The organism is Streptomyces sp. DG1A-41, assembly GCF_037055355.1.
In the GTDB taxonomy this organism is placed as follows: domain Bacteria; phylum Actinomycetota; class Actinomycetes; order Streptomycetales; family Streptomycetaceae; genus Streptomyces.
Window position 1 is genome coordinate 1,365,301 of the sequence record NZ_CP146350.1, and the last position, 12,795, is coordinate 1,378,095.

General features: G+C 71.5%; 8 protein-coding genes and 4 pseudogenes. 3 read left to right on the plus strand and 9 right to left on the minus strand.

Features of this window, described 5'->3' with window-relative positions; translation table 11 throughout:
* Window positions 1-3 precede the first annotated feature (3 nt).
* The 6 genes and pseudogenes from V8690_RS06440 to V8690_RS06465 all read right to left on the minus strand — a co-directional run.
* Window positions 4-912 carry an SGNH/GDSL hydrolase family protein gene (locus V8690_RS06440; RefSeq protein WP_338776345.1) on the minus strand — a complete coding sequence of 303 codons (909 nt, stop codon included), beginning with the start codon at window positions 910-912 and terminating at the stop codon, window positions 4-6.
* The gene (locus tag V8690_RS06445) at window positions 909-2,096 is read right to left on the minus strand and encodes a glycosyltransferase (RefSeq protein WP_338776346.1); all 1,188 of its coding nucleotides are present in this window, start codon (window positions 2,094-2,096) and stop codon (window positions 909-911) included. Before V8690_RS06445 ends, V8690_RS06440 begins: the two co-directional genes overlap by 4 nt.
* Window positions 2,093-3,220 carry a glycosyltransferase family 1 protein gene (locus V8690_RS06450; RefSeq protein WP_338776347.1) on the minus strand — a complete coding sequence of 376 codons (1,128 nt, stop codon included), beginning with the start codon at window positions 3,218-3,220 and terminating at the stop codon, window positions 2,093-2,095. The genes V8690_RS06445 and V8690_RS06450 overlap by 4 nt, the downstream gene beginning before the upstream one ends.
* A gap of 195 nt (window positions 3,221-3,415) precedes the next feature.
* Window positions 3,416-4,833: pseudogene (locus V8690_RS06455) on the minus strand (HEAT repeat domain-containing protein).
* 286 nt (window positions 4,834-5,119) lie between these two features.
* Window positions 5,120-5,254: pseudogene (locus tag V8690_RS06460) on the minus strand (hypothetical protein); the annotation flags it as partial.
* Between the two features lie 17 nt (window positions 5,255-5,271).
* Window positions 5,272-5,526, minus strand: a pseudogene (locus tag V8690_RS06465) (ankyrin repeat domain-containing protein); the annotation flags it as partial.
* Between the two features lie 297 nt (window positions 5,527-5,823).
* On the opposite strand from V8690_RS06465, the gene V8690_RS06470 reads away from it, so the two are divergent.
* Window positions 5,824-6,018 carry a hypothetical protein gene (locus V8690_RS06470; RefSeq protein WP_059416083.1) on the plus strand — a complete coding sequence of 65 codons (195 nt, stop codon included), beginning with the start codon at window positions 5,824-5,826 and terminating at the stop codon, window positions 6,016-6,018.
* 52 nt (window positions 6,019-6,070) lie between these two features.
* Window positions 6,071-7,765, plus strand: coding sequence for a hypothetical protein (locus V8690_RS06475; protein WP_338776350.1), 1,695 nt, complete (start codon window positions 6,071-6,073; stop codon window positions 7,763-7,765).
* 183 nt (window positions 7,766-7,948) lie between these two features.
* On the opposite strand, the pseudogene V8690_RS06480 reads toward V8690_RS06475, so the two are convergent.
* Together V8690_RS06480 and V8690_RS06485 are read right to left on the minus strand one after the other, a co-directional pair.
* Window positions 7,949-8,634 (minus strand): annotated as a pseudogene (locus V8690_RS06480) (helix-turn-helix domain-containing protein).
* A 27-nt stretch (window positions 8,635-8,661) separates the two neighbouring features.
* Window positions 8,662-10,110, minus strand: a complete 1,449-nt coding sequence (locus V8690_RS06485) for an MFS transporter (RefSeq protein ID WP_338776353.1) — start codon at window positions 10,108-10,110, stop codon at window positions 8,662-8,664.
* A gap of 128 nt (window positions 10,111-10,238) precedes the next feature.
* On the opposite strand from V8690_RS06485, the gene V8690_RS06490 reads away from it, so the two are divergent.
* Window positions 10,239-11,129, plus strand: a complete 891-nt coding sequence (locus V8690_RS06490; RefSeq protein ID WP_338776357.1) for a sigma-70 family RNA polymerase sigma factor — start codon at window positions 10,239-10,241, stop codon at window positions 11,127-11,129.
* Window positions 11,130-11,252: 123 nt separating this feature from the next.
* Here V8690_RS06490 and V8690_RS06495 read toward each other — a convergent pair whose 3' ends face one another.
* Window positions 11,253-12,752, minus strand: a complete 1,500-nt coding sequence (locus V8690_RS06495) for a PLP-dependent aminotransferase family protein (RefSeq protein ID WP_338776359.1) — start codon at window positions 12,750-12,752, stop codon at window positions 11,253-11,255.
* Window positions 12,753-12,795: the final 43 nt, after the last annotated feature.

Genomic DNA, 12,795 nt, shown 5'->3' on the forward strand with positions numbered 1-12,795 from the left:
CTGTCAGGCCGCGTCCGCCTGCTCCGTCACCGACAGGGCGGCGAGCGCGGCGGACACGGCCGCGGAGGCCCGTAGATCGAGCCGGGCGCTCGTGCCCCGGGCCCGGTGCCGGAGCTCGTCGGCGGCGAGTGTCAGGAGCTGGGGCAGCAGGTCGGTGCACCGGCGGGCCACCCAGCCGGTACCCGCCGTGGCCAGCCACCACAGGTTCGCCGACCTGGTCGGGGCGGAGAACTCGGGCTCGGGCGAGGGCGCGGGCCCCGTCGCGAGGCCATGTCGAGCGAGCAGCACGTGGAAGCGCAGGGCCAGCTGCCGGTGCCCGCGCTCTCCGGGGTGCAGCCGGTCCGCGCTCCACATGGCGCGGTCCGTGGTCCAGTCGCCCTCGCACGCGTGCAGGTGCAGAGCTCCGTACCGCTCGGACAGGGCATGGACGACCGTGTTCACGGCCCGCTGCCGCCGCGCCAGCGGGTGGGCCAGCGCCCCCGGCAGCCCGAGCATCGTGCCCGGGTCGGGCAGGCAGGCGGTGAGCAGGACCGCGCCCTGTTCGGTGAAGGCCGAGTACACCTGGTCGAGCCGGGCCGCCACGGCTTGGATGTCGAAGGTGCAGCGCAGGGTGTCGTTGACGCCGATGACGACGGAGACGAGGTCGGGCCGCAGCTCCAGCGCGGCAGGCAACTGCCGCTCCAGCACATCCCGGGTCTGCGCCCCGCTCACCGCGAGATTGGTGAACCGGGCGAGTGCCTCGGCGGGCCCGACAGGTCCCTCGGCGAGCCCTGCGGCGAGCAGCGCGGCCCAGCCGCGCCACACCCCGTCGCCGACGGGATCCCCCACCCCCTCGGTCAGCGAGTCACCGAGGGCCACGAATCTCGGGCGCCCACCGAACCGGGAGGGCGCCATGAACGGCACCGGTCTCATGCCACGCCCCCTGGCACAAACGGACGCACGGGGACAGCCGCGTCATGCGCGGCGAGGAACGCGTCGACCGCCGTGTCCCACCCGAAGCACTCCGCACGCGCGCGTGCCCCCTCGCGCCGGTCCGCCTCCAGGCGTTCCAGCAGCAGGTCCACGGCGTCCGCGAAGGCCTCTCCGTGGTCCGCCGCGACGGCCCCGGCGGAGCCGATCACCTCCGGCAGCGCGGACGAGGCGCTCGCCACCACGGGCGTGCCGCACGCCATGGCCTCCAGCGCGGCGAGCCCGAACGTCTCGGCGGGCCCCGGCGCCAGGGCCACGTCGGCGGACGCCTGGAGCGCGCCGAGCAGTCCGCGGTCGGAGACGTGCCCCAGGAAGGTGACCGGCAGGGCGCCCTCACGCGCCCGCTGTTCGAGCCGGGCGCGCAACGGACCGTCCCCGGCCACCACGAGCACCGCCCGGCGTCCACGCCGCCGCAGCGCCTCCAGGGCGTCCAGCGCCGTGCCGGGCCGCTTCTCCACGGACAGCCGCGAGCACATCACCAGCAGCGTCTCGTCCACGCGCGCGTGCCGTGCCCGCAGCTCCGGGTCGCGCAGGGCGGGGTGCCGCTGCGTTAGATCGACGCCCAACGGGGCGCGGACGACGTTGCGTGCCCCGATCCGCACGAACTCCCGCTCGGCGAACTCGGTGGTGCACACCACGCGCGCGTACGTGTGTGCCGTGCGGACGTTGAGGGCGTCGGCGGCACGCCGGGCGGCCCCCTCGGGCAGGCCCCAGGTGCGCAGCACGCCGTCGGCGGTCTCGTGGGAGACCATCACGGCGGGGACCCGGGCGCGCCTCGCCCACTTGCCGGTCCACCTGAGGGTCGTCCGGTCGGACACCTCCAGCCGGTCCGGCGCGAGTTCCTCCAGGAGCCGGGCCACCCGCCGCTTGTCGGCGAGCACGCGGTAGCCGCCGGTGCCGGGCAGCAGCGGCCCGGGCAGGGTGATCACCCGCCCCTGCTCGGTCTCCCGGTCGGTCATCCGCTCGCCGGGGACCACGAGGACGGGCTCGTGCCCCGCAGCCTTGAAGCCCTTGCCGAGTTCGCGCAGCGCGGTGCGCAGGCCGCCGGACGCGGGCGCGACGAAGTTCGCGAGCCGCACGATCCGCAGCGACTGGCGGCTGCTGTTGCCGGAACGGGAGTCGCTCATGCCGCCACCGCCGTCCGGCGTGCGGCGAGCACGTTCGCGTAGTGCCCGATCAACTGGTCCCCGACGGCCGCCCAGGTGCGGCCCTCCACGGTGGCGCGCCCGGCGGCGCCGAAGGCGGCCCGCAGCCCGGCGTCGGCGGCCAGGGACCGCACCGCGTCCCGTACGGCGGGCGCGTCGCGCGGCGGCACCAGCAGGCCGGTGCGCCCGTGGGCGACCAGGTCCAGCGGCCCGCCCGCGGCGGGCGCCACGACCGGCAGGCCGCTGGCCATCGCCTCCTGCACCGTCTGGCAGAAGGTCTCGAAGGGACCCGTGTGCACGAAGGCGTCCAGCGAGGCGAAGACCCGGGCCAGCTCGTCACCGGTACGGCGGCCGAGGAAGAGCGCGCCGGGCAGCGCCTGCTCCAGGCCGGGCCGGCTCGGGCCGTCGCCGACGACCACGACCCGGACGCCGTCCAGGCCGCAGGCATCGGCGAGGAGTTCGACCTGCTTCTCCGGGGCGAGCCGGCCGACGTAGCCGACGATCAGCTCACCGTTCGGGGCGAGTTCACGACGCAGGGCCTCGTCGCGGCGGTCGGGCCGGAAACGTTCGGTGTCGACGCCGCGCGGCCACAGCTCGACCCGGGGCACACCGTGCGTCTCCAGGTCGCGCAGGGCCGCGCTGGACGGGGCGAGGGTGAGGTCGGCGGCGCCGTGCACGGACCGTATCCGCCGCCAGGCGGCGGCCTCTCCGGCACCCATGTACGTACGGGCGTATCCGGCCAGGTCGGTCTGGTAGACGGCGACGGCGGGGATGCCGAGGCGGGCGGCGGCCGCCATGCCGCGCACACCCAGGACGAAGGGGCTGGCGAGGTGGACGACATCGGCACGGTGCTCGATGAGGGTGGCGGCCAGGCGGCGGCTGGGAAGGGCGACGCGGACCTGGGGGTAGCCGGGGAGCGGGAGGGAGGGGACGTGGACGACGGGGCACGGCGCGTTGGCGTCGGGCTTGTGCCCGGGCGCGGGGGCCGGGGCGACGACGACGGGGGCGTGACCGCGATCGACGAGGTGCCGGGCGGTCTGGAGCGCGCAGTGGGCCACGCCGTTCACGTCGGGGGGAAAGGATTCGGTCACGATGACGACACGCATACCCGTGTTGTCGCCGTGCCGGACGTGGCCGCGTCAACGTGGATCTTTCCGGCCGAGGAACGTCCCATGAGCGTTCTGAGGCGCACCCGCGCAGGTCAGGCCGCGTCCATGCGCCCCTGACCCGCGAGACACCCCTTGTTCACCCGGGCGGCCTGATTCCGCCCTGGCGTCCTTTGCGAAAAGGGAGTCACACGCTCACACAGCGGTTTCCTCGGGACCGATCCGGCTGCGTACGGCCGTCTGGACCTCGGCCTCCTCGGCCGGGTCGGCCGCGAGCCGGCGCAGTCGCTCGACGACACGGGCGTCTCCGGTCTCGGCGTGCCGGGCGGCGATCTCGCGGGTGGTCTCCTCGCAGTCCCACAGGCACTCGACGGCGAAGCCGGTGGCGAAGGAGGGGTCGGTGGCGGCGAGGGCACGGGCGGCCCGGCCGCGCAGATGGGAGGAGGCGGTCTCGCGGTAGATGTGGCGGAGCACGGGTGCGGCGCAGGCGATGCCGAGCCGTCCGGTGCCGTCGACCAGGGTCCACAGGGTCGGTGCGTCGGGGCCTTCGCCCCGTACGGCTTCGCGTAGTGCCGCGAGGACCAGGTCGCGGTCCTGAGCCCCGCCTCGGCAGGCGAGGAGGCGTCCGGCGGCGGCGCCCAGCGCGTCCGGCCGCCGGGCCCAGCCGCGCGCCCGGTCCACGGCGGCGAGCGAGCGCATGCGTTCGAAGGCGTCGACGGCGGCGTCCACGACGACCGTCGAGCCGGTGGCCACGGCGTCCTCGATCAGCCCGAGGGCGTCGGGATCGTTGCCGTCGGCGAGGTAGCGCAGGGCGGTACACCGGGCTCCGTCGCCGCCGTCCTTCGCCGCCTGGATGATCTCCCTCCGGTCCTCGGGCCCCGCCACGGCGGTGAGACAGCGGGCGGCCGGGACATGGAGTGCGGCGCCGCGTTCGAGGCCCTGCTGGGCCCATTCGAAGACGGCCCGCACGCTCCACCCGGGGCGGGGCCGGCCGGCCGCATCTGTCGCTGCCAGCGGTCGAAACAGCCCGTCTCGTGGGCGGCACGCACGCGTGCGGCGATGGATTCGCGGGGATCCTCGGCCCACAGCCGCCACGGCCGGGGTTCGAAGGCGTCACGGACGGCGGCGGCCAGTTCGGCGTCGCCCTGCGGATCGGCCGGGAACCGCGCGAGGACGGGTGCGGCGAGGGCGCGCAGGCCCGCGTCGTCGTCCCTGAGGGCCAGTTCGTCGAGGGCCCAGGCCCAGTTGGAGCCGTGGGCGGCGTACCTGCGCAGCAGTTCGAGCGCGTCCCTCCTGCCGTAGGAGGCGAGGTGCCCGAGGACGGCGAGGGCGAGCCCGGTGCGTGACTCGTCGGTGTCGAGGACGTCCTCGGCGTCGAAGAGGTGGGCCTCGACCGCGTCCAGCTCGCCGTTCAGGTCGAGGTAGAGGCGGGCGTAGTAGAGGGAGCGGTTCTCCACCTGCCAGTCGTGGCGGGGATCGCGCAGCACGCAGTGGTGCAACGCCGCGAGCGCCTCGGGGCGCGGGGCGGTGAGCGCGTGCAGCGTGCCGTCACCGCGGCCCCGCTGGAGCAGGCCGAGCAGCGTACCGCTGGGCGCTATGACCGGATCGAACATGGGAAACAGCCTCACATCAAGCGTCGACGCAACCGGGGACGTGTACTACCTGGCCGCGCGACAACACGTCGGAGTGCCCGCCGTTTCCTGCTTGCTGTAGACCATCTTCCTCTGCCTCTCGTCGGTGGCCCTTGCGGACCGCTTCACGGCCCGCGCGGTGCGGCAACACCTGCCCCGCCATCACGTCCGTGAACCACGTCGTCATGATGACCTGGCAGTTCCATCTGCCGCGACCGAAATTTCGGCGGCCCCGTACCGCCTCCCCCGTTTTCCTTGTCGTTCCAGGTCAGACTGGTCGGCTCAGTGCTCGCCGAACAGTTCGAGCAATTCCGTCCGGCCGAACATCCGGGCGGTGTCCACCGCCGAGGGGGTGCCGGCGGACGGGTCGGCGCCGCCTTCCAGGAGGGCCTTGATGACGTCCGTCTCGCCCTTGAAGGCAGCTCCGGCGAGGGGGGTCTGCCCTCGGTCGTTCACCCGGTCGGCCTCGGCTCCGCGGGCGAGCAGCGCGCGTACCGCCTCGGAGTGACCGTGGTAGGCGGCGAGCATCACGAGCGAGTCACCGCGGTCGTTGGTGAGGTTGGCCGGAACCCCCGCGTCGACATACGCCACGAGCGCCTCGGTCTGTCCCCGCCGGGCCAGATCGAAGATCTTGGTCGCCAGCTCCACGACCTCGGGGTCGGGGGCTTCGGTCATCGGCCGGACCGCCTCTCACGTCACATCACGTCGGGTGCGTACGCCTGCGAGCGGTGCAGCCGTACGAGTGAATCGCCAGGGTACTGGCTCGCGCGGCACATGACCCGATGTGCCCGAGGTAAAGATCACCGCAGACCTCGCCGAGCGCAGCAGCCCAGCGCGAACGGGCCGGGGACCACTCCACCGACCGGGAGAAATAGTCCGAATTTCACCCAGTTGCACCTTTTATCGTATGGATACATCCTGTGAGCCTGGAAGTACTCATGGTGACTGTCCCCGCGAACCAGGAGAACCCAAATGATCCTCTCCATCTCAGGCGTGGTCCTGCTCGGCATCGTCGTCTTCATCTTTCTCCGCAAGGACGGCCTGAAGGCGTCGCACGCGGTGGTCGCGATGCTGTTCGGCTTCTATCTGGCCAGCACGGCCATCGCCCCGAGCATCAAGGCGGGTGGCGAGAGCCTGGCGAGCCTCCTAGGCGGAATCAAGTTCTGACGCTCCCACTCCCCGTACGCATCCCGCCCGCAGGCACTCTCTGGAGGCAGCAGTGGCCCGGCGCCCCCTCCCCCGCATTCTGAGCAACGGCAGCGCGCAGCTCACCCGGAGCCGGGAGCTGGCCCGGACGGCGGCCGACAGCGCCACCGACGTCCTCCACCCGTTGATCACGATCACGCGGGGTCTGCGCCGGCTGGCAGCGGCCGGGCGGCGCAGATGGACCGAGACCCCCAAGGAGAAGCGGGGGGCGCTGCTTTTCCTGGTGGCCTCCGTGCTCCTGGTCGTGGCGCTGCTGCCGTACGGACCGCTGCTCGCCGCCGTCACACTGATGGCGGCTGCGGCCTGGAAGGGCCGGGACCGCGCCCCGGCGGCATCCGACGGGCCCGACGAGTCGCAGACCGAGCGCCTCAAGGCCCTTTACGAGGCCCTCGTGCCGTACTTCTCCACCGCCGAGGACCCCGATCCGCTTTACGCCCACGGCGGTGCGTGGGACAAGGCCTTCCCCACCTACGCGTTCGACGGCGGCGGCCGGATCTCACACCTGGTGGTCCGCTACCCGGCGTACTTCACCGACGGCGAGGCCGAGGCCCGCGCGCGGATCGAGAACCTGCTCGCGGCCAAGTCGGGCCGCGGCCGCGAATACCACTTCACCTGGGACGAGGAAGGCAACCAGTTGACGGTCAGCGTGCTCCTGCCGCTGACCGTCGACATCGCCGCCCAGCGTTTCGTCACCACTCCCGGCGAGACGGTCCTCGGCTTCACCGACCCCACGCAGGTCCGGCGCACGCTCCCCCTCACCCACGGCGAACAGCAGCGGGACGTGCCGCCGGTCATCTGGCGCACGGGCCTGCGCTCGACCGAGCCCCATCTGCTCGCCCTCGGCCAGCCCGGCAGCGGCACCTCGACCCTGCTGCGCTCCATCGCCCTCCAGGCCCTCCGGCACGGCGACGTGGTGATCGTCGACGGCGGCGGCACCGGCGAGTACGCCTGCCTGACCGGCCGGGACGGCGTCCTGGCCGTCGAGTGCGGGCTCACCGGGGCGCTGGCCAGCCTGGAGTGGGCCGCGCACGAGACCGAGCGCCGCCTCATCGCCGCCAACCGCGCCCATCAGGCGGGCCACCCGCCGCCCGACGACACCAAGCGTCCCCTGTGGATCCTCCTGGACCGCCCCACAGCGTTCACCCACCTGGCCGCCGCCGCCGACCGCAAGGACCCGCAGTCCCTCCTCCAGGTCCCCCTGCGGCACGGCCGCCCGGCGAACGTGACGGTGGTGGTGGCCGACCAGCTCGACAGCGTCGACACCCTCACCGACGCCGTACGGCAGCACACCCGCGCGCGCGTGATCCTCGGCCCGGCGACGGCCGACCAGGTCGACTCCGTCCTGGGCGCGCCCCCGCACACCACCCCCGTCGACCAGGTCCCACCCGGCCGCGGCTACGCCCGCCTGGGCACGGGCCCGGTCCACCGCATTCAGGTCCCGGCCACACCGAACCCCTACGACGACGCGACGTCCGACGCCCACCGCCAGGCAGTACTGGACCTCCTCCCGCCCCGCACGACACCCGCGGACGGCGAGACGGTGCCCGATCCGGATCCGACGCAAGGGGAACCTGAGCCAGTGGAACCGGAGCCGGTGCCTCAGCCCGTGGCGGAGCCGGTGGAGGAAGCCGAGCCAGTCCCGGTACCGACGGAACCGACGGAACGCAAGCCGGTACCCGCACTGACGAAACCCACCAAGACGTCCTAGTTATCCTGCGCCGGAGATCCGTCGGCAGAAGTGACCGAGGGCGTCGAGCATTTCCTCGGCTGTCTTGGTCCAGATGAACGGCTTGGAGTCTTCGTCCCGGTCTTTGACCAAGCGCGGATGCCGGCTTCGAGGGCCTGGACGTTCGGAAGCCACACAGCGACGATCAACTACTGGCGCAGGACACTAGGTGTACTGACCCGGGAGGTTGATCAAGCGGGCGACGGGTGGCTTGTTCGGAGTAGCGGTGTGTGGCCGGTGGTGGTTGTAGGTGTGGAGCCATGCCGAGAGAGCAGCGCGTCGCCCGCCTCCTGAGATGTAGCAGCGGGCGTATCCCCAGCCGTCGGCGAGGGTGCGGTGGAATCGTCCTCGCGCGGTTGCGAGTGCCTTGTGTGCGACCGACGAATCGCCATCCGCCACCGTCGGGAATGTTGTCGAGCTTTTTGACGTCGACGTGGATCATCGAGCCCGGGTGGGGATGTTCGTAGCGGCGTACTGGGTCGCCCGTAGCACGATCGAGATAGCTCAGGCGGCAGGCGGCTGATCTGGCAGCGATGAAGCACCCGGTGCGCGGTCGATGGCGCGACTCCGGTCAAGGCGGCGAGTCGGACGGGACCGATGCGTTTGCGCAGCCGCAGAGAAACAATCCGTTTGGTCGTCGCTGCCGGCGTCTTCGAAGGGCTGGTGCGTGGTCGGGAGGATCTGTCGGTCAGGGGCTGCCCGGCCGCATGCCGGGTCGCCCATCGTTTGACGGTGGGCCACGAGCATTGCAAACGAGCAGCGACTTCCCGGATCGGGACGCCCCGGTCGACGACCAGTTGGGCGACCTTCAGTCGCGCTCGCGGGGTCAGGGCGGCGTCGGCGTGGCTCACAGACCCGGCTCCTTCGCCCGGGCTGCCTCAGTGTGTGCCGTCCGTTGTTTGAGCGCATGCAAGTGATAGCAACACGGCGACAAGAAGGCTCGCGATACAGATTCCGAGGGCGACGTGGTAGCCCACCGTGAATGCGTTGCGGGCCGTGGTCTGCATATGAGAGGGGACTTTCCAGAGGTTTCCGGTAGCGATGGAGCCGGAGGCAGAGCGCGTGTGCCCGAATCGCGACGCGGCCCAGGTGTGTTGGGTCACTGCCGCGCCAATGGCACCGACGAGCGCGAGTCCCACAGCGGTACCGAGTTGGCGGGAGGAGTTCAGCACCGCCGAGGCAGCACCCGCTACAGGCCCAGAGACGTCGCGCATGGCCACGTGGGTGGTCCCGGGAACCAGCAGTCCGAAACCGACTCCGGCGACCAGGTACCCAATGCCCGCCACGACGAACGGGGTCGTTGGCGTCAAGGTGCTCAGCGCTGCCACGCCGAGCGCTCCGGCCGCACAGCCCGTGGTGACGATGGCCCTTGACGTGAAGCGTTGATTGAGTTTGCCGGTCATCTGCGCGGCGACCAGGAACGGGGCGTTCATCAGCAGCCATGACAGGCCGGTGTGAAGTGCGGACCAGCCGAGAAGGTTCTGGAACATCAAGGTGACGTAGTAGAGCGTGCCGCTGAAGGCCATGTAGCTGGTGAAGTAGATGACGCAGGCGCCGATGAACGCTGTGTTGCTGCGCACAGCTCTCGGCACCAGAGGATCGCTGGCGTGGCGTTGCCACTGCACGAAGGCCAGGAGAACGAGCCCACCGACGACAAGCGGTACCAGGGTTCGTGCTGGATCCCAGGGGATGTCGGTCGCGGTGATCAGTCCAAAGGTCACTGATGCCAGGCCCACCGACGTGAGCACGACACCCGGCACGTCAAGCGGCCTCGGCTCGGAGGTTGCGACGGCTCGCGGGACTGTCAGCAGAATCAAGACGACCGTGACGACGATGATCGGGAGGTTGACCCAGAAGATGGTTGACCAGCCGAAGGCCGAGAGCAGTAGGCCGCCGACGATCGGGCCCGCGCCGAAGCCGATGCCGCCGATTGCTGCCCACCAGCCGATCGCGTGGCCGCGCTGTTCCGGCGGGTTGGTATCTGTCAGTACGGCGAGGGTGAGCGCCAAGATGGCTGCTCCGCCTATGCCTTGACCGACGCGCGCACCCACGAGCGCCGTTGGGCTGGGTGCCAGCGCTGCTCCCGCAGAGCAGAGGCCGAAGACGACGAGACCGACCAACAGGACAGGCCGGTGGCCAAGCCGATCACCGAGTGCGCCCATCATAGGGATCAGCGCAGCCAGCCCGAGAGCGTAACCGCTGATGATCCACTCCAACGCGTTGGGGGCCGCCTGGAGCTCATGTTGGATCGTCGGGAGGGCGACATTGACGATGGTGACGTCGAGTTGGATGACGAAGCCGGCCAGACACAACGCCAGTAGCGCCATCCGTCGTCGTTGGTGGGCAGTTGGGGTTGGGGCTGACTGGTTCGGGGCCTTCACGTTGCGCTCCTGTCACGTTCTCGCTCATAGGCGTGTCCTAGGCACTGACACCCCGCCACCCGAGGACGTGACCGATGGACTCCACTGAACAGCTCAGCCGACACTTCGACGAGAACCGTCAACGGCTGACCGCACTGGCCTACCGGATCCTCGGCAACAGCGCCGATGCAGAAGACGCTGTCCAAGATGCCTGGGTCCGCCTCAGTCGCCCCGGCGCAACAGACATCGCCGCCGTCACCAACCTCGACGGGTGGATGACCACGGTCGTCTCACGCACATGTCTCAACAGGCTCAGAGCCCGAGCCGTGCGCCCCGAAAGCCCGACAGACGCAACCGGGCCCGAGCTCCACGTGCGACCGGACCAGGCCCTGAGCCCAGAGGATCAGGCTCTTCTCGCCGAGCAGGTCAGTCTGGCGCTCCACATCGTCCTGGAAAGCCTGAGACCATCCGAGCGCCTTGCGTTGGTGCTCCACGACTCCTTCGGGATGCCGTTCAGCGAGATCGCCGCCGTCCTCGGCAAGTCGACCGAAGCTACCCGCAAGCTCGCCAGCCGCGCGCGTCAACGAGTGCGCGCCGTGGATCCGACCGAGATCGAGACCAACCCCGCCAGTCAGCGCAGCGTGGTCAACGCCTTCTTCGCAGCATCCCGCGACGGCGACCTCGACACGCTCCTTACTCTGCTGCATCCCGAGATCACATTCCACGCTGACGGCGGGGCCACCAGGCCTACCGCGACCGCCACGATCCGCGGCCCAGAGAACGTGACACGGCGCGCAGCGGCGTTCGCCATCCCGGACGCCACATTCCAGCCAATCACGGTAAACGGCAGCGCTGCCGTCATCGTCCGCACCAACCACCAGCCCGTCTCGATCATGGCCTTCGTGATCTCTCACGGTCGAATCGCCCAGATCTACTCACTGCTCGACCAGCCACGCATCGAGCAGCTGGTCAACAGCCTCGGGTAGGCCCACCAGCCCAGCGGCAACAGGCCTTCTCAGAGTGTCCGCTCACTCAGCCGCTCAACCAATGTCCCCGATCAGTACAGCCAGGCGCGGTCAGCCAGGGCAGTGGCCTTGGCCGCGCGGGCACTACGCCACGAACGTACGCGGCGACTCACCGGCCCCCGCACCCCCGCCCTCCACGATCCGCGCCGCCGCGGCCAACCGCACAGCCGCCTCCTCGGCCACCGGGCCTCCCACCGTGAACGGCAGCCGCACATATCCCTCGAACGCCCCGTCCACCCCGAACCGCGGCCCGGACGGCACGCGCACGCCCACCCGCTCCCCCGCCTCCGCGAGCCGCGACCCGGACAGGCCGCCCGTCCGCACCCACAGCGTCAGCCCGCCCCGAGGCACCTCGAACTCCCACCCGGGCAACTCGCGCCGCACCGCCGCCACGATCGCGTCCCGGTTCTCCCGCGCCTGCTCACGCCGCACCTCCACGGCCTGCTCCCAACCCCCCGTGCCGAACAGCCAGTTCACGGCCAGCTGCTCCAGCACGGGCGTACCGAGGTCGGCGTACGCCCGCGCCGCGACCAGGCTGCGGATCACGTCCGGCGCGGCCCGCACCCACCCGATGCGCATCCCGGCCCAGAAGGCCTTGCTCGCCGACCCCACGGTGATCACCGTCGACCCGGCCGGATCGAACGCACACACCGGCCGCGGCATCCGCACGTCCGGGTCGAGCCACAGCTCGGTCATCGTCTCGTCGGCGATCAGCACGGTCCCAGCGGACCTGGCGGCGTCGACCAGCCGCCGCCGCTGGTCCTCGTCGGCGAGCGCACCGGTCGGGTTGTGGAAGTCGGCGACGACGTACGCGATCCGGGGCGCCGCGTCCCGCAGGACCTGCCGCCAGCGGTCCATGTCCCACCCTGCGAGCCCCTCGGCCATCGCGACGGGCACGAGCCGGGCCCCGGCCTCCCGCATCAGCTGAAGGATGTTGGCGTACGAGGGCGACTCGACGGCGATGCGCTCGCCCCGCCCGGCGAACAGATGGCAGATCGCGTCGATCGCGCCCATCGCCCCGGTCGTCACCATGACCTGCTCGGGCATGGTCGGGATCCCGCGCGCGGTGTAGCGCTCGGCGATCATCGACCGCAGCGCGGGCAGCCCGGCGGGATAGTCGCCGTGCGTGTGCGCGTAGGGCGGCAGTTCCTCCAGCGCGCCCTGCACGGCCCGGGTCAGCCACGGCTCGGGGGCCGGAAGCGCCGCACAACCCAGGTCGATCATCGAGCCGAGGGCCTCGGGGGGCAGTGGCTCCAGTCCGCGCGCGGGCAGCGGGTTCCCGGCCGGGACGGCGGTCCAACTGCCCGCGCCGCGCCGGGACTCCAGGAACCCCTCGCTGCGCAGCGCCTCGTACGCGGCGGCGACCGTCGTACGGCTGACGGACAGGGAGAGGGCGAGTTCCCGCTCGGCGGGCAGCCGGGCGGCCACCGGGACCCGCCCTTCGAGCACCAGCAGGCGGACGCCGTCGGCGAGTGCGCGATAGGCGGGCGGGCGGCGCGTGCCCGGCCCTGCCGGGCGGTCCTGCTGGGAGTTGAGCAGCCGTGCGAGCTGCGCCGCGCCCACAGCCGAGGTCCACTGCGCCATGAGAATCAGTCCACCTTCCCCGGATTGGCCATGGATGGCCTCT